Consider the following 14,829-nt stretch of genomic DNA (forward strand, 5'->3'; position numbering starts at 1 on the left):
GACGGCGTGCCGCTGGAGTTCTCCGAGCAGCCCGAGACCGGCCTCGTCGCGGTCACCCTGACCGACGGCGACGGCACCGTGCTGCAGACCCGGGTGGTCGCGGCCGACGAGATCGGGCGGATCGCGGCCCGGGCGCGCGCCGCGGTGGAGCGCAGCGAGCGCACCGGCGAGCCGGGCCTCTACGTCACGCTCGACGAGCTCATCGACGGGACGTCAGGTCCCGCTTGAAGCCCGCGTGGCTCGCGGTGAACCCGAGCCGCTCGTAGAACCGGTGCGCGTCGGCCCGTGAGGCGTCGCTCGTGAGCTGCACGAGCCCGCAGCCGCGCCGCCGCGCCTCGTCGACGGCCCAGCCGACCAGGAGCGCGCCGTAGCCCCGCCCCCGGCAGCGCTCGTCGACGTGCACCGACTCCAGCTGCGCACGCCGCGTCCCCCGCCGCCCCAGGCTCGGCAGCACGGTGAGCTGGAGCGTGCCGACCGTGCCGTCGGCGTCGTCGAGGCAGACCAGCAGGTGGGCGGGGTCGGCGTCGATCTCGGCGAACGCCGCCTCGTACGGCGCGAGGTCGCCGACGGCGTCGCCCCGCCCGGCGCTCACGGGGTCGGCGGCGATGAGTCCCACCAGGGCGGGGACGTCGGTGACCCGCGCCCGCCGCACCGTGAGCGTGCCGTCCGCCAGCGTCGCGAGCACGTCCATGCGGGCGATCCTCCCCGGGCCGGTTGCGGAGTCGGGGCCCGGTGCGTCACCATCACAACCGAACGAACATTCGGTACGGAGGTGGCCACCGATGACGGTGACCGAGCAAGAGCTCGAGGCCCAGTTCGAGCGCACCGTGGCTTCCGAGGGCCGGGTCGAGCCGCGCGACTGGATGCCCGAGGGCTACCGCAAGACGCTGATCCGGCAGATCGCGCAGCACGCGCACTCCGAGATCATCGGCATGCAGCCCGAGGGCAACTGGATCCTGCGCGCCCCCAGCCTGCGGCGGAAGGCCATCCTGCTGGCCAAGGTCCAGGACGAGGCCGGCCACGGGCTCTACCTGTACTCGGCCACCGAGACGCTCGGGGTCGACCGCGGCGAGCTCACCGAGAAGCTGATCGACTCGAAGCAGAAGTACTCGTCGATCTTCAACTACCCGACGCTGACCTTCGCCGACATCGGCGTCATCGGCTGGCTCGTCGACGGCGCCGCGATCGTCAACCAGGTGCCGCTGTGCCGCTCGAGCTACGGGCCCTACGCGCGGGCGATGGTGCGCATCTGCAAGGAGGAGTCGTTCCACCAGCGCCAGGGCTTCGAGCTGCTGATGACGCTGATGGCCGGCACCGAGGCGCAGCGCGCGATGGTCCAGGACGCGGTCGACCGCTGGTGGTGGCCGTCGCTGATGATGTTCGGCCCCGCCGACGGCGACTCCCCGAACACCCAGCAGTCGATGGCCTGGCGGATCAAGCGCCACACCAACGACGAGCTGCGCCAGCGCTACGTCGACATGACCGTCCCGCAGGCCGAGGCCCTCGGCGTGACGCTCCCGGACCCCGAGCTGCGCTGGAACGACGAGCGCCAGGCGCACGACTTCGGCGACATCGACTGGGACGAGTTCATGCAGGTCGTCAAGGGTGCCGGGCCGTGCAACGCCCAGCGTCTGCAGAACCGGCGCGCCGCCCACGAGGGCGGGCAGTGGGTGCGGGACGCCGCCGCCGCGTACGCCGCGAAGCAGGCCGCCCGGGCGGAGGTGCCGGCAGCATGAGCATGGCCGACGACACCACCGCCCACGTCGAGGGCGAGCCCCGCTTCGACGGCACGCCGAAGGCCGTCTGGCCCCTCTACGAGGTCTTCGTCCGCGGCAAGCGCGGGCTCAACCACGTGCACGTCGGGTCGCTGCACGCGCCCGACGACACGATGGCCCTGCACAACGCGCGGAACCTCTACACGCGGCGCAACGAGGGCGTGAGCATCTGGGTCGTGCGCGGCGACGCGATCACCGCCTCGAGCCCCGACGAGAAGGACCCGTTCTTCGCGCCCGCCGGCGACAAGGTCTACCGGCACCCCACGTTCTACGACATCCCCGACGACGTCCCCCACCTCTGATGGCCCCGCCGATGATGCACAGCGACGACACCGACCCCGCCCACCACGACGAGAACGTCTACGACGCCCTCGCGACCGCGGACGACGACGGCCGCTGGGCCTTCGGCACCGGGTTCGACGCAGGCACCGCCGAGATCGACGCGCCGGCACCCGACGGCGTCGACCGCGACGACCTCGCGGCCTACTGCCTGATGCTCGCCGACGACGCGCTCATCGCCTCGCAGCGCCTGTCGGGCTGGACGGCGAAGGCGCCGGAGCTCGAGGAGGACGTGGCGCTCGCGAACATCGCGCTCGACCTGCTCGGGCAGGCGCGCGTGCTGCTCTCGCGCGCCGGGCACCTCGGCGCCGCCGAGCCGTTCCGCGCCGGCCCGCAGGACGACGAGGACGTGCTGACCTACTTCCGCGACGACCGCGCGTTCCGCAACGTCACGCTCGTCGAGACCGACCTCGGCGACTTCGGCCGCACGATCGCCTGGATCCTCGTGCTCTCCTCCTGGCGGCTCGCGCTGATGCACCGCCTCACGGGCAGCCGCGACCCGGTGCTCGCCGCCGTCGCCGCCAAGGCGGTCAAGGAGCTGACCTACCACCGCGACTACGCCGCCCAGTGGACGCTGCGCCTCGGCGACGGCACCGAGCTCTCGCACGCGCGGATGCAGGCGGGCCTGGACGCGGTGTGGCCGTTCGTCGAGGAGCTCTTCCTCCCGCACGCCACCGAGCGCCGCCTCGTCGACGCCGGCGTCGCGGTCGACCCCGCCGAGCTGCGCGCCGAGGTCGACGGCGTGCTCGACCAGGTCCTCCCGGCGGCCACGCTGACCCGCCCCGAACGCCCCGCGGTGGGCCTCGTCGGCGGGCGCGGGGGCCGCGACGGCGTGCACACCGAGTCGCTCGGCACCGTCCTCGCCGTCATGCAGTCCCTGGCCCGCGCACACCCGGAGGCGACGTGGTGACCGCCGCGATCACCGACGCCCGGGCCGTCGCCGAGGGCGTCGTCGACCCCGAGATGCCGATGCTGACCCTCGCCGACCTCGGCGTGCTGCGCGGCGTCGACACCGCCGAGGACGGCACGGTCGTCGTGACCATCACCCCGACCTACTCCGGCTGCCCCGCGCTCGACGAGATGCGCGCCGACCTGCGTCGCCGGCTGCACGCCGCCGGTCACGAGCGGGTCGACGTGCGGACGACGTTCAGCCCGCCGTGGACCACCGACTTCATCTCGGACGGGGGCCGCCGCAAGCTCGCCGAGGCCGGCGTCGCCCCGCCGGCGCACCTCGGCCCCCGCGCGGCCGGTCCGGTCCCGTTGACGCTCGTGGCCCCGTCCCGCACCGTCGCCTGCCCCCGCTGCGGCGCGCCGGACACCGAGGAGACCTCGCGGTTCGGGCCCACCGCCTGCACCGCGCTGCGCCGCTGCCGCTCGTGCGCCGAGCCGTTCGAGCACGTCAAGGAGATCTGATGACGGCCGCCGTGACCGACGACCGCGTCGCCGATGCGGTCCCGGGCTTCCACCGCCTGCGCGTCGCCGACGTCGAGCGCCTCTGCGACGACGCCGTCGCGGTGCGCTTCGACGTCCCCGACCACCTCGGCGACGACTACGCCTTCCGCGCCGGCCAGTACCTGACCCTGCGGCTGGCGACCGAGCAGGGCGAGGAGCGCCGCTCGTACTCGATCTGCGCGCCCGAGGGCGCCGCCCCGCGCATCGGGGTGCGCCGGGTCGACGACGGCCTGTTCTCGACGTGGCTGGTCGACCGCCTCACGGCCGGCGACGAGCTCGAGGTCGGGCCGCCGCAGGGCCGGTTCACCCCGGAGGTCGCGCCCGGCGAGCACCACGTCCTCGTCGCCGCGGGCTCGGGGATCACCCCGGTGCTCTCGATCGCCGCGACCGTGCTGGCCGCGTACCGCGACACCCAGGTCACGCTGCTCTACGGCAACCGCCGCAGCGACACCGTGATGTTTGGCGAGGACCTCGCCGACCTCAAGGACCGCTACGGCCCCCGCCTGCAGCTCGTCCACGTGCTCTCCCGCGAGCCCACCGCCGCCGACCTGTTCAACGGCCGCCTCGACGCCGAGCGCCTGCGCACGCTGGTCGGCGCGCTGGTGCCCGTCGGCGAGGTCGCGCACTGGTGGCTCTGCGGGCCGCTGGGCATGGTCGAGGCCGCGACCGAGGTCATCACCGGCTTCGACGTCGAGCGCCGGACGGTGCACCGCGAACTCTTCTACGTCGACGAGCCACCGCCCGAGGTGCACCGCGCCGAGGACGAGGCGCTCGAGGACGACGGCACCGGCGCCACCGTGACGGTGATCGTCAACGGGCGCTCGTCGGTGCTCACGCTGCCGCGGAACGAGCCCGTGCTCGACGCCGCCCAGCGCGCCCGCTCGGACCTGCCGTTCGCCTGCAAGGGCGGGGTCTGCGGCACCTGCCGCGCGCAGGTCACCGTCGGCGAGGTCACCATGCGCCGCAACTTCGCGCTCGAGCCCGAGGAGGTCGACGCGGGGTTCGTGCTGACCTGCCAGGCTCTGCCGGTCTCGGACGAGATCACCGTCGACTACGACACGTAGGAGTAGGAGCTCGTTGATGAGCACCCTTGCCAGCCACGTCCTCGGCGACCGGGTCACCCCCGACGCCGAGGGCCGCCCGATGACCGACGCCGTCACCGGCGAGGAGATCGGCCGGCTCACCACCGACGGCATCGACATGGCCGCGGTCGCCGGGTACGGGCGCCGCGTCGGCGGCGCAGCGCTGCGCGAGCTGTCGTTCCACGAGCGCGCGTCGCTGCTCAAGGCCCTGGCGGGCCACCTGCGCGAGCACCGCGAGGAGCTCTACGCCGTCTCCGCGCGCACCGGCGCGACGAAGGGCGACGCGAAGTTCGACGTCGACGGCGGCATCGGCGTGCTGCAGGCCTACGCGTCGCTGGGCAAGCGCGAGCTGCCCGCGTCCGGGCCGTGGCTCGACGGCGACGTCGTGCCGCTGAGCAAGGGCGGCACGTTCCTCGCCCAGCACCTGTACACGCCGCTGCAGGGCGTCGCGGTGCAGGTCAACGCCTACAACTTCCCGGTCTGGGGCCCGCTGGAGAAGCTCGCGCCGGCGCTCCTCGCCGGCGTCCCGTCGATCATCAAGCCGGCGACGCCGACCGCGTTCCTCACCGCCGAGCTGGCCCGGCTGATCTCCGAGTCGGGGCTGCTGCCCGACGGCGCGGTGCAGTTCCTCGCGGGCTCGGTCGGCGACCTGTTCGACCACCTCACCGAGCAGGACCTCGTCTCGTTCACCGGCTCGGCGTCCACCGCCCGGCAACTGCGCACCCACCCGGTGCTCTCGGCGCGCGCGGTGCGGTTCACCGCCGAGGCCGACTCGCTGAACTGCTCGATCCTCGGTCCGGACGCGACGCCGGGGACGCCGGAGTTCGACCTGTACGTGTCCCAGCTCGTCACCGAGATGACGGTCAAGGCGGGCCAGAAGTGCACGGCGATCCGGCGTGCGTTCGTTCCGGAGGCGCAGGCCGACGCCGTGGTCGAGGCGGTGCGGGAGAAGCTCGCGGCCGTCGTCGTCGGGGACCCGTCGGATCCCGCCGTCACGATGGGCGCCCTCGCCGGTCTGGAGCAGCGCGAGGAGGTCCGCCGCTCGCTGAAGTCGCTGACCGACGGCGCCGAGGTCGTGTTCGGCGACCCCGAGCAGGTGGAGGTCACCGGCGCCGACGCCCAGCGGGGCGCGTTCCTCTCGCCGGTGCTGCTGCGCGCGCCGGCCGACAGCGCCGCGGTGCACGAGGTCGAGGCGTTCGGCCCGGTGTCGACGGTTGTCCCGTACTCGTCGACCTCCGAGGTCGTCGAGCTCGCCGCGCGCGGCCAGGGGTCGCTGGCGGGCTCGGTGGTCACCGCCGACCCGGAGTTCGCGCGCGAGGTCGTGCTCGGCACGGCGCCGTGGCACGGGCGCCTGCTCGTCCTCGACCGCACCGACGCGAAGGAGTCGACGGGCCACGGCTCGCCGATGCCCCAGCTCGTGCACGGTGGCCCGGGTCGCGCCGGCGGCGGCGAGGAGATGGGCGGGCTGCGCGGCGTCGCCCACCACATGCAGCGCACCGCGGTCCAGGGCAGCCCGGACATGCTCTCGACGATCACCGGGCGGTGGGTGCCGGGCAGCGCGCGGACCGTCACCGACGAGCACCCGTTCCGCAAGCACCTGGAGGACCTCAGGCCGGGCGACACGGTCGTCGGCGGTCCGCGCCGGGTGACCGAGGCCGACGTCGAGCACTTCGCCGAGTTCACCGGCGACACGTTCTACGCCCACCTCGACGCCGAGGCGGCCGCCGCGAACCCGTTCTTCGGCGAGCGCGTGGCCCACGGCTACCTCGTGGTCTCGTTCGCCGCGGGCCTGTTCGTCGACCCGGCGCCGGGCCCGGTGCTCGCCAACTTCGGCGTCGACAACCTGCGCTTCCTGACGCCGGTGAAGTTCGACGACGAGCTGACGATCACGCTGACCGCCAAGCAGATCTCGCCGCGCGCCTCGGCGGCGTACGGCGAGGTGCGCTGGGACGCCGAGGTCGTCAACGCGGCCGGCGAGCCGGTGGCGAAGTACGACGTGCTGACGCTGGTGGCTCGTCGGTCGGAGGGGCGCGATGCCTGACATCACCGCGTCCGTGCGGCGCATGTGGGACGACGACGCCGCGTCGCGCAAGCTCGGGATGGAGCTGCACGAGGCGTCGGAGGGGCGCGCGCGGGTCTCGATGCCGGTGACCGCGGAGATGGTCAACGGCCACGGGATGTGCCACGGCGGCTACCTGTTCCTGCTCGCCGACTCGACGTTCGCGTGCGCCTGCAACTCGCCGGGCCCGGTCGCCGTCGCGGCGGCCGCGGACATCGTCTTCGTCGCGTCGGCCCAGCTCGGCGACGTGCTCCTCGCCGAGGCGGCCGAGCGGGTCGCGTTCGGGCGCAGCGGCGTCTACGACGTCACGGTGACCCGACCGCGCGACGGTCAGGTCATCGCGGAGTTCCGGGGCCGCAGCCGCACCTTGCGGAGCAGCTAGCACCCGGTGCGTCACGTTCCGTAGACCGTTCTGCCCCTGATGTCGCGCTTCTGACAGGGCGACTGTCGGCGATCGCCACGGTGCGTCATGCTCGAGGACGACACGGCGTGAGAGGGGTCCCGGGTGATCGCTGAGTGGCTGCAGACGATCCCGCCGCTGGCGGTGTACCTCACCGTCCTCGGCGTGGTCGGGATCGAGAGCTTCGGCATCCCCCTGCCCGGCGAGATCGTGCTGGTCAGCGCGACGCTCATGGCCACCCGTCCCGAGCTGGCGGTGTCCGCGATCTGGGTGGCGACGGCCGCGCTGGTCGGCGCGGTGGTGGGCGACTCCATCGGCTTCGCCGTCGGGCGGCGCTACGGGATCGGGCTGCTCGAGGCGGCCGGGCGACGGTTCCCGAAGCACTTCGGCCCCGGGCACGTCGCCATCGCTGAGCGGGCGTTCGAGCGCTGGGGCGTGCTGACGGTCATCATCGGCCGGTTCATCGCGATCCTGCGGATCCTCGCGGGCCCGCTGGCCGGCGCGCTCCGGATGCCGTACCGCAAGTTCATGCCGGCGAACCTCGTCGGCGGCTTCCTGTGGACGTTCGGCACGACGGCCGCCGTCTACGCGCTCGGGATCGCGGCCGAGACCTGGCTCAAGCGGTTCTCGTGGGCGGGGCTGATCGTCGCGGTGATCGCCGCCCTGGTCGTCGGGTTCCTCGTCAAACGGCGCGTGATCGGGCTGCTCACCCGGCCGGAGGAGGGTGCGCCCGCGTCCTGAGCGGGTATGCCGCGGGCTCACTCACCGAGGAGGAGCCCGTGGCCGACGCACCGTTCCCCGACTTCGACCACGCCACGGTCGACACCGTCAAGCACCGCATCCGCTCGCTCGAGCGTGACGAGGTGGAGGGGCTGCTCGAGCACGAGCGGGCCCACTCGTCGCGCATGCCGGTGATCGAGGTGCTGCGCACCCGGATCGCCGAGCTCGACGCGGGCGACACGCCGTCCGGTGGCGACCAGTCCGAGGCCCGCGAGGGCGGGACCGCCCACGGCTCGCCGGTCTCCCCCGACGGCGCCGCCCAGCCCGGCCCGCCCGACCGCCACGGCCTGCGCCAGGTGACCTGGGGTGGCTAGCGCCAGGTGAGCAGTGTGGACGGCTATAGCCGTCCAAAGTGCTCACATGCGCGAAGCGCACCTAGCGCGCGAAATGGCGGCTGATGACCAGGCGCTGGATCTGGTTGGTGCCCTCGAAGATCTGCATGATCTTGGCTTCGCGCATGTAGCGCTCCACCGGGAAGTCGCGGGTGTAGCCGTAGCCGCCGAACACCTGCACGGCGTCGGTGGTGACCTTCATGGCCGCGTCGGTGGCGACGAGCTTGGCGACGCTGGCCTGGCGCCCGTAGGGCCGGCCGAGGTCACGGCGGCGCGCCGCGTCCAGATAGGTCGCGCGCGCCGAGTCGACCGCGGCGGCCATGTCGGCGAGCACGAACCCGAGCCCCTGGTGGTCGACGATCTTCTTGCCGAACGTCTCCCGCTCGTTCGCGTAGTCCACGGCGGCGTCCAGCGCGGCCTGGGCCAGCCCGGTCGCGCACGCGGCGATGCCCAGCCGGCCGGAGTCGAGCGCCGAGAAGGCGATCTCGAGGCCCTGGCCCTCGGTGCCGATCAGCCGGTCGCCCTCGAGGACGGCGCCGTCCCAGTTGGCGGTGCAGGTCGGGACCCCGTGGAGGCCCATCTTCTCCTCGGGTCGGCCCCACGACAGGCCCTCGGCCTGCCCGGGCGCGAGGAAGCACGACACGCCCCGCGAGCCCTCGCCGGTGCGGGCGAACAGGGCGTAGAAGTCGGCCTTCCCGCCGTGCGTGATCCAGGCCTTGGTGCCGGTGATCGCGTAGCCGCCGTCGGCGGGCGAGGCCTTGCACCGCAGCGCCGCCGCGTCCGACCCGGCCTGCGGCTCCGACAGCGAGTATCCGCCGATGAGCCCCCCGCCGAGCATGTCGGGCAGCCAGCGCTGCTGCTGCTCGGCGGTGCCGAACGTCGCCAGCGGGAAGCACGACAGCGAGTGCACGCTCGTCGCGACCGCCACCGCGGCCCACCGCGCCGCGAGCTCCTCGAGCACCTGCAGGTAGACCTCGTAGGGCTGCCCGCCGCCCCCGAGCTCCTCGGAGTACGGCAGTCCCAGCAGCCCCGCCTCGCCGAGCGTCGCGAACAGGCCCTCCGGGTAGGTCTCCGCGCGCTCGTGCTCCTCCACCCGCGTCGCGAGCTCCTTGTCCGCGAGATCGCGGGTCAGGTCCAGCAGGTCCTCGGCCTCCTGGGTGGGCAGCAGACGGTCGACGGGCATCGCGGACGCTCCTTAACGGTACTGAGAACGGTCCTAGAGTACCGATGACAGGAGCGTTAGGGTAGGGCCGTGACCGCCCCGAGCCCGACGCGCCGCGGTGCCGCGCGCCACTCGGAGCTCTTCGACGCCCTCATCGACCTGCTGCTCGCTGAGGGCTTCGCCCACCTGACCCTCGACGACGTCGCCGCTCGCCTGCGCTGCTCGAAGCGCACGCTCTACGCGCTCGCGGGGTCGAAGGAGCAGCTGGTGCGCGCGGCGGTCGTGCGCTTCTTCGAGCGCGCCACCGTCCGCGTCGAGGCCGCCGTCGCCGCCTGCGCGGCCCCTGCCGACCGCGTGGCCGCCTACCTGCGCGCCGTCGCCGCCGAGCTCGCGCCCGCGTCGGCCGGGTTCTTCGACGACATGGCCGCGTTCCCGCCGGCCGCCGAGGTCTACGCGCGCAACACGGAGGCCGCCGCCCGGCGCGTCGGCGAGCTCATCGGCGAGGGCGTCGCGGCCGGCGACTTCCGCGACGTCCCGGTGTCGTTCGCCGCCGAGACCGTCGCGACGACGATGGTGGCGATCCAGCAGCGCCGCATCGCCGGCGCCACCGGCCTCGCCGACGCCGAGGCGTACGAGGCGCTGGCGGCGCTACTGCTCCACGGCCTCGCGCGGCCCTGAGCGTCCCCAGGCGCAGAGGGCCCGCAGCGGCGGGACGAGCAGCCGGTAGACCGGCCGCACCCAGCGCCCGGGCAGCGTGCCGTGGCGCTCCTCCTCCCAGACCCGCGCGCGCGGGTGCTCCTCGAGCAACCGGAGCGCCAGGGACCCGTGGGACCCCGTCGGCGGGGCGGTCAGCAGCTCGATGCGGCTGAGGTGCTTGGTGCTGACGAAGCCGTACTGGCTCGGGCTGACGAGCCGGACCGGGGCGCCGTGGTCGCTGTCGAGCGGGCGTCCGTCGAGGTTCTCGGCGAGCAGGACGTCGCCCGCCAGCGCGTCCTCGAGCGTCACGACCGACCGGTGGTGGTCGAGCCCGCGGAAGACGACGTGGGTGACCGCGGCGGCCGGGTCGAGGGCGGGCGCGAGGACGTCGCGGTAGAAGTCGTCGAACCCGACGCCCTCCCAGCGCAGGTCGACCGCCGACCACCCGGCGACGCAGTGGAAGTCGGCCGTGAGCTCGCGGCGCGGCAGCCGCGCGAGGTCGGCCGGGGACACCGAGAACGGGGCGCGCACGGCTCCGCCGACCTCGATCACGTGGTCCGCGGGGATCTCCGGGGCCGGGTGGTGGAGGTGCGTGCCGAAGCGCGGGAACCCCTCGACGGCGCGCTGGCCGGGCGGCAGCCGCAGGCCGTGGGCGACGGCGTGTGTCGTGGTCATCGCGTTCCCCTCGGTCTATACGGGGTCGTACACGAAGGCGACGCTAGCAGCGTCTGTACGGTGCCGTACAGACCGAGACCGAGGAGGGACGCCGCCGTGGCGCTCGCCCGCACGCCCCGGCACCGCTGGATCGACGCGGGGCTGCGGGCGCTGGCCACGGCCGGGCCGGACGCCGTGCAGGTCGAGTCCCTGGCGCGCTCGCTGGGCGTCAGCAAGGGCGGCTTCTACGGCTACTTCGCCGACCGGCCCGCCCTCCTCACCGAGGTGCTCGACGCCTGGGAGGCGCGCAGCACCGACCAGGTCCTCGCCCAGGTCGAGCAGGAGGGCGGCGACGCGCGGACCCGGGCACGGCGGGCCGCCGAGCTCACGTTCAGCCCCGAGCTGCGCCCGATCGACCTCGCCGTCCGCGACTGGGCGCGGCGCGACGCGGCGGTCGCCGAGCGCCTGCGGCGGGTCGACGACCTGCGCATCGGCTACCTGCGCGAGCTGCTGGCGCCCGTGTGCACCGACGAGGACGACCTCGAGGCCCGCTGCCTCATCGCGTTCGCGGTGGCGGTCGCCGACCCCCTCGTCGCCGCCGGCCACGGCACCCGCACCCGCGCCGACGTGCTCCGGACCGTGCAGCGCCGGCTCTTCGCGCCACCGCCCGCGGGACCGTAGCCTCGGGCCGGTGGACGAGGTGGGGAGCGAGTCGGGCACACGCGGCGGGACGGTGATCACCGACCTCGAGCAGCTGCGCGAGGTCGTCGGCGAGCCGATGGCCCGCGCCCGGACCAAGGTGCGCCCGCTGCTCGACGACGTCGACCGGGCCTTCATCGACAGCTCGACGCTGCACCTGCTGGCCACGTCCGGGGCCGACGGCTCGCTGGACGTCTCCCCCAAGGGCGACCCGGCGGGCGCGGTGCTCGTGGCCGACGACCGGACCCTGCTGCTGCCCGACCGGCCCGGCAACCGCCGCGTCGACGGGATGATCAACATTCTGGGCGACCCCCACGTCGCCCTGCTGTTCCTCGTCCCGCGCCGCCGCGACACGCTCCGGGTGAACGGGCGGGCGCGGCTCCTCCTGGACCCCGACGAGGCCGCCGAGTTCGAGGTCCGCGGCCACCGCCCGCGCATCCTCACCGAGGTCACCGTCGACGAGGTCTTCTTCCACTGCCCGAAGGCCCTCATGCGCTCCGGGCTCTGGGACCCCGACGCCTGGGAGCCCGTCGACCTCCCGAGCGTCGCCGAGATCGCCCACCGGACCAGCCCCGACTCCTCGCTCGAGGAGCTCGAGCAGCGCTACGCGCCGGACAACTACCGCAAGCTCCTGTACTGAGCGCGGCGTGGGCCGAGCGGAACGCCACCCGGCGGGCAGCATCCTCGACGCGGCACGGGAACTGGTCCTCGCCGACGGCGTGCGCGCGGCGACCGTCGACCGCATCGTCGTGGCCAGCGGCGCGCCGAAGGGCTCGATCTACCACCGCTTCGGGACGCTCGACGACCTGCTCGCGACGATGTGGCTGCGCGCCGTCCGCGCCTCGCAGGACCGCTTCCTCGCCGCCCTCGAGGGCCCCGGGGACGCGGTGGACGTCGGCGTGGCGGCGGCGCTGACCCTGCACGACTTCGCCCGCGAGCAGCCCGACGACGCCGCGCTGCTCCTCACTCTGCGCCGGCAGGACGTCGAGCGCGGCGTCCGCGACGAGGACCTCGCCCGCCGGCTGACGACGGTGAACGCGCCCCTCGAGCGCGGCGTGGCGGACCTGGCCACGCGCCTGCACGGCCGCGCGAGCCCCGCGGCCGTCGAGCGGACCGTCCTCGCCGTCGTCGACCTCCCCCTCGGCGCGCTCTGGCGTCACCTCCTCGCCCGGCGGCCACCCCCGCCGGAGCTGCGCGACCCGCTCGGGCGCGCGGTGCGCGCCGCCCTGCAGGACTAGCGGGCGACGACGAGCCGGTACCCGAGGTCGGCGCTGCTACCGGCAGCGACCGCTCCGTACCGCCAGTGCCATCGGCCCGTGGCGAGGTCGTCCGCGAGCCGCGCGACCGCGGCGTCGACGACCGGCTCCGGTAGGCGGGCCAGCCCCGAGGCCGCAGCGCGGACGCCGGGGTCGAGGTAGGCGTGCGGACGGGCCCAGTGGGCGGCGAGGAAGCCGTCGGTGCAGTCCGCCGGCACGGGCACCGGACGGACCGCGACCTGCTGCCCGAGGCCGGCCAGGGTGGCGACGACGACGTCGAGCGTCGCCAGACCCGCCTCGGCGTCCGCGATCCCGGGCAGGTAGTCCGCGACCAGCCAGAACCGGCGCATGACGTCAGGATCCCAGGTCAGGACCACCTGGCGTCGCGACACCCGCACCAGCTCGGCGAGCCCGGCGGCGGGGTCGCGCCAGTGGTGCACGGTGAGCACCGCGAGCGCGGCGTCGACGACCCGGTCGGCGACCGGGAGCGCCTCGGCCTCGGCGCGAATCGCCGGCGCCGCCCCGGCCGGGCGCTGGGCCAGCATCGCCGGCGAGGGGTCGCAGGCGAGGACGACACGTCCCGCCGGCTCGTAGGACCCGGCGCCGGCCCCGACGTTCAGCACCCGTCGGGCGTCGCCGAGGGCCTCGTCCACGCACGCGGCGATGCGCGGGTCCGGGCGGCGGTGGCGGCCGTAGCCGGGGGCGAAGTGCGCGTAGGGGTCCGTCGACTCGGTGTCCATCAATTAGACGATATGGTCTACTATCGCTCTCGACGAGAGGGGACAGCGATGTCGCAGCGCGTGGACGTGGTCCGCCGGCTCTTAGCGGCGGTCGAGACGCGCAACCCGGCAGCGCTGCTCGCCTGCTACGCCGAGCGTCCTGAGATCCACGAGTCGGCGGCCCTGCCCTACGGCGGGGTGTACCGCGACGCCCGCGAGCACGCCGCGGCGTTCCTCCGCGCCTGGGGCCCTTACCAGGGCGGACGCGAGCCGCTCGGGGCGAGCTTCGGGGAGACCGACGACGGCCGGGTCGTCGCGGTGTTCCGGCACCGTGCCGTCGACGAGTCGCGGGGCGCGCGGCTCGACGAGGACGAGGTCGGGGTCTACGACGTGCGCGACGGGCTGGTCGTGCGGTCGACGATGCTGCACGCCGACCCCGCGCGGCTCGCCCGCTTCCTCGCGGACGGGAGCGGGCGGTGAGCAGCGTGCGCTGGGGGCCGTGGTCGGGCGTGCTGCTCTGCGTGACGTGGGCACCGATGGCGGTGGCCGTGCCGGGGTTCCCGGACCTCCGGTCGGCGGCCGCCGTGGTCGACTACTGGGCCGGCGACCTGCCGCTCATGCAGGTCGTGGCCCTCTCGGTGAGCGTCGGCTACCTGTTCCTGCTGGTGTTCCTCGGTGCGCTCGCAGAGCGGCTCTCCGCCGACGCCGGCGTCCGGGCCTGGTCGTGGACCGGACTGGGCGCGGCGGTGGTGTTCACGACCGCGCTGAACGTGGCGATCGGGCTGGTGATGGCGGCCGGGCTGGTCGCGGCCGTCGACCCGGCGAGCGCCTACGCCCTGCACGTGGGCGGGTTCGTGCTCGCCGCACCGGCCGCCTTCGCGGGGGTGGCGTTCTTCGTGGCCGTGGCGGTCGTGGCGTTCGGGTCGGACGTCCTGCCCCGGTGGTCGGGATGGCTCGCGCTCGCCGGTGTGGTCGCGAACGCGGGCGCGGTCGGCGGCATCGGCACGCTCACGGGCCCCTGGAACTCGGGCAACGGCCTGCTCGGAGGCATCGCCGCCCCGCTCGGCCTGTTCGTCGCCTGGATCCTCGCGATCAGCGTGGCGTGGCTGCGGGAGCCACGGCTCAGTCGGTGACCTCCTCGGTCAGCTTGCGGTCGAGCACGTACTGCGGCTCGCCGTCGCGCGTCACGCCGGCGCGGACGAACACGCTGACGTCGACGATGTAGACGTTGCCGCGCCGGGGGTCCGCACGCTTGAAGCGCTTCGGCGACCGGAGCTCGATCTCCGGGGGCGGGTTGCCGTCCGCGTCCACCGGGCGGTCGACCCCGCCGGCGTACCGGCCCCGGCCGGTCAAGACACACAGCATGTCCGTCCTCCTCGACGACCCGTCGGCGGCGCGATCACGAGGGACACTACGGCCGTCCC

Annotated in this window: 21 protein-coding genes; 16 read left to right on the forward strand and 5 right to left on the reverse strand. The window is 74.3% G+C overall.

Annotated features, from left to right (window positions below; genetic code table 11):
* Positions 1-6: 6 nt before the first annotated feature.
* On the forward strand, positions 7-228 hold the full coding sequence (locus tag EV188_RS10980; protein ID WP_133826222.1) for a hypothetical protein: 222 nt from the start codon (positions 7-9) through the stop codon (positions 226-228).
* Here the strand turns inward: EV188_RS10980 and EV188_RS10985 are convergent.
* Entirely contained in the window at positions 200-691 is a 492-nt protein-coding gene (locus EV188_RS10985) for a GNAT family N-acetyltransferase (RefSeq protein WP_133826223.1), read from the reverse strand. The genes EV188_RS10980 and EV188_RS10985 overlap by 29 nt on opposite strands.
* 91 nt (positions 692-782) lie before the next feature.
* Between EV188_RS10985 and paaA the strand changes: the two genes are divergently transcribed.
* The 9 genes from paaA to EV188_RS11030 all read left to right on the forward strand — a co-directional run bounded on the left by paaA (position 783) and on the right by EV188_RS11030 (position 8,201).
* A complete protein-coding gene (gene paaA / locus EV188_RS10990; RefSeq protein WP_133826224.1) occupies positions 783-1,736 on the forward strand; it encodes a 1,2-phenylacetyl-CoA epoxidase subunit PaaA in 954 nt (317 codons plus the stop codon).
* A 2-nt stretch (positions 1,737-1,738) separates the two neighbouring features.
* Positions 1,739-2,077, forward strand: a complete 339-nt coding sequence (paaB, locus tag EV188_RS10995) for a 1,2-phenylacetyl-CoA epoxidase subunit PaaB (protein WP_133826380.1) — start codon at positions 1,739-1,741, stop codon at positions 2,075-2,077.
* Complete coding sequence (gene paaC / locus EV188_RS11000) at positions 2,077-3,024, forward strand: 1,2-phenylacetyl-CoA epoxidase subunit PaaC (RefSeq protein WP_133826225.1); 948 nt, start codon at positions 2,077-2,079, stop codon at positions 3,022-3,024. The genes paaB and paaC overlap by 1 nt, the downstream gene beginning before the upstream one ends.
* Entirely contained in the window at positions 3,018-3,527 is a 510-nt protein-coding gene (gene paaD / locus EV188_RS11005; RefSeq protein ID WP_208114109.1) for a 1,2-phenylacetyl-CoA epoxidase subunit PaaD, read from the forward strand. Before paaC ends, paaD begins: the two co-directional genes overlap by 7 nt.
* Positions 3,527-4,630, forward strand: coding sequence for a 1,2-phenylacetyl-CoA epoxidase subunit PaaE (gene paaE / locus EV188_RS11010; protein WP_133826227.1), 1,104 nt, complete (start codon positions 3,527-3,529; stop codon positions 4,628-4,630). The genes paaD and paaE overlap by 1 nt, the downstream gene beginning before the upstream one ends.
* 16 nt (positions 4,631-4,646) lie before the next feature.
* Positions 4,647-6,689, forward strand: coding sequence for a phenylacetic acid degradation bifunctional protein PaaZ (gene paaZ / locus EV188_RS11015; RefSeq protein WP_133826228.1), 2,043 nt, complete (start codon positions 4,647-4,649; stop codon positions 6,687-6,689).
* Between the two features lie 22 nt (positions 6,690-6,711).
* Positions 6,712-7,089, forward strand: a complete 378-nt coding sequence (paaI, locus tag EV188_RS11020; RefSeq protein WP_208114145.1) for a hydroxyphenylacetyl-CoA thioesterase PaaI — start codon at positions 6,712-6,714, stop codon at positions 7,087-7,089.
* A gap of 123 nt (positions 7,090-7,212) precedes the next feature.
* On the forward strand, positions 7,213-7,848 hold the full coding sequence (locus EV188_RS11025; protein WP_208114110.1) for a DedA family protein: 636 nt from the start codon (positions 7,213-7,215) through the stop codon (positions 7,846-7,848).
* A gap of 38 nt (positions 7,849-7,886) precedes the next feature.
* Positions 7,887-8,201 carry a DUF8129 domain-containing protein gene (locus EV188_RS11030; protein ID WP_208114111.1) on the forward strand — a complete coding sequence of 105 codons (315 nt, stop codon included), beginning with the start codon at positions 7,887-7,889 and terminating at the stop codon, positions 8,199-8,201.
* Positions 8,202-8,262: 61 nt separating this feature from the next.
* Here EV188_RS11030 and EV188_RS11035 read toward each other — a convergent pair whose 3' ends face one another.
* Positions 8,263-9,402, reverse strand: a complete 1,140-nt coding sequence (locus EV188_RS11035) for an acyl-CoA dehydrogenase family protein (RefSeq protein WP_133826230.1) — start codon at positions 9,400-9,402, stop codon at positions 8,263-8,265.
* A gap of 69 nt (positions 9,403-9,471) precedes the next feature.
* Here EV188_RS11035 and EV188_RS11040 point away from each other — a divergent pair, with 69 nt between their 5' ends.
* Positions 9,472-10,059 (forward strand): TetR/AcrR family transcriptional regulator, encoded by a 588-nt coding sequence (locus EV188_RS11040; RefSeq protein ID WP_133826231.1) that lies wholly within the window; start codon positions 9,472-9,474, stop codon positions 10,057-10,059.
* On the opposite strand, the gene EV188_RS11045 is transcribed toward EV188_RS11040, so the two are convergent.
* Entirely contained in the window at positions 10,030-10,752 is a 723-nt protein-coding gene (locus tag EV188_RS11045) for a molybdopterin-dependent oxidoreductase (RefSeq protein ID WP_166659820.1), read from the reverse strand. The two genes, EV188_RS11040 and EV188_RS11045, sit on opposite strands and share 30 nt — an antisense overlap.
* A gap of 96 nt (positions 10,753-10,848) precedes the next feature.
* Between EV188_RS11045 and EV188_RS11050 the strand changes: the two genes are divergently transcribed.
* The 3 genes from EV188_RS11050 to EV188_RS11060 are packed head-to-tail and all read left to right on the forward strand — an operon-like array spanning position 10,849 to position 12,668.
* Positions 10,849-11,412, forward strand: coding sequence for a TetR/AcrR family transcriptional regulator (locus EV188_RS11050; protein ID WP_133826232.1), 564 nt, complete (start codon positions 10,849-10,851; stop codon positions 11,410-11,412).
* A gap of 10 nt (positions 11,413-11,422) precedes the next feature.
* Positions 11,423-12,070, forward strand: coding sequence for an MSMEG_1061 family FMN-dependent PPOX-type flavoprotein (locus EV188_RS11055; RefSeq protein WP_243741597.1), 648 nt, complete (start codon positions 11,423-11,425; stop codon positions 12,068-12,070).
* A gap of 7 nt (positions 12,071-12,077) precedes the next feature.
* On the forward strand, positions 12,078-12,668 hold the full coding sequence (locus tag EV188_RS11060) for a TetR family transcriptional regulator (RefSeq protein WP_133826233.1): 591 nt from the start codon (positions 12,078-12,080) through the stop codon (positions 12,666-12,668).
* On the opposite strand, the gene EV188_RS11065 is transcribed toward EV188_RS11060, so the two are convergent.
* Complete coding sequence (locus EV188_RS11065) at positions 12,665-13,426, reverse strand: class I SAM-dependent methyltransferase (protein WP_133826234.1); 762 nt, start codon at positions 13,424-13,426, stop codon at positions 12,665-12,667. The two genes, EV188_RS11060 and EV188_RS11065, sit on opposite strands and share 4 nt — an antisense overlap.
* A 48-nt stretch (positions 13,427-13,474) precedes the next feature.
* Between EV188_RS11065 and EV188_RS11070 the strand changes: the two genes are divergently transcribed.
* Together EV188_RS11070 and EV188_RS11075 are read left to right on the forward strand one after the other, a co-directional pair.
* Positions 13,475-13,885: a nuclear transport factor 2 family protein gene (locus EV188_RS11070; protein ID WP_166659821.1), complete on the forward strand. Its 411-nt coding sequence runs from the start codon at positions 13,475-13,477 to the stop codon at positions 13,883-13,885.
* Entirely contained in the window at positions 13,882-14,538 is a 657-nt protein-coding gene (locus EV188_RS11075; RefSeq protein ID WP_133826236.1) for a hypothetical protein, read from the forward strand. The genes EV188_RS11070 and EV188_RS11075 overlap by 4 nt, the downstream gene beginning before the upstream one ends.
* Here EV188_RS11075 and EV188_RS11080 read toward each other — a convergent pair.
* Positions 14,528-14,770, reverse strand: coding sequence for a hypothetical protein (locus EV188_RS11080; RefSeq protein ID WP_133826237.1), 243 nt, complete (start codon positions 14,768-14,770; stop codon positions 14,528-14,530). The genes EV188_RS11075 and EV188_RS11080 overlap by 11 nt on opposite strands.
* Between the last annotated feature and the right edge of the window lie 59 nt (positions 14,771-14,829).

This window comes from Actinomycetospora succinea, assembly GCF_004363095.1.
GTDB classification, from domain to species: domain Bacteria; phylum Actinomycetota; class Actinomycetes; order Mycobacteriales; family Pseudonocardiaceae; genus Actinomycetospora; species Actinomycetospora succinea.

Bases quoted from the DNA above. Each gene is read 5' to 3' on its own strand.
- paaZ (WP_133826228.1), top strand. From the start codon at position 4,647: ATGAGCACCCTTGCCAGCCACGTCCTCGGCGACCGGGTCACCCCCGAC.
- EV188_RS11035 (WP_133826230.1), bottom strand. From the start codon at position 9,402: ATGCCCGTCGACCGTCTGCTGCCCACCCAGGAGGCCGAGGACCTGCTG.
- paaE (WP_133826227.1), top strand. From the start codon at position 3,527: ATGACGGCCGCCGTGACCGACGACCGCGTCGCCGATGCGGTCCCGGGC.
- paaB (WP_133826380.1), top strand. From the start codon at position 1,739: ATGGCCGACGACACCACCGCCCACGTCGAGGGCGAGCCCCGCTTCGAC.
- EV188_RS11065 (WP_133826234.1), bottom strand. From the start codon at position 13,426: ATGGACACCGAGTCGACGGACCCCTACGCGCACTTCGCCCCCGGCTAC.
- paaI (WP_208114145.1), top strand. From the start codon at position 6,712: ATGTGGGACGACGACGCCGCGTCGCGCAAGCTCGGGATGGAGCTGCAC.
- EV188_RS11080 (WP_133826237.1), bottom strand. From the start codon at position 14,770: ATGCTGTGTGTCTTGACCGGCCGGGGCCGGTACGCCGGCGGGGTCGAC.
- paaC (WP_133826225.1), top strand. From the start codon at position 2,077: ATGGCCCCGCCGATGATGCACAGCGACGACACCGACCCCGCCCACCAC.
- paaA (WP_133826224.1), top strand. From the start codon at position 783: ATGACGGTGACCGAGCAAGAGCTCGAGGCCCAGTTCGAGCGCACCGTG.
- EV188_RS10985 (WP_133826223.1), bottom strand. From the start codon at position 691: ATGGACGTGCTCGCGACGCTGGCGGACGGCACGCTCACGGTGCGGCGG.
- EV188_RS11070 (WP_166659821.1), top strand. From the start codon at position 13,475: ATGTCGCAGCGCGTGGACGTGGTCCGCCGGCTCTTAGCGGCGGTCGAG.
- EV188_RS11045 (WP_166659820.1), bottom strand. From the start codon at position 10,752: ATGACCACGACACACGCCGTCGCCCACGGCCTGCGGCTGCCGCCCGGC.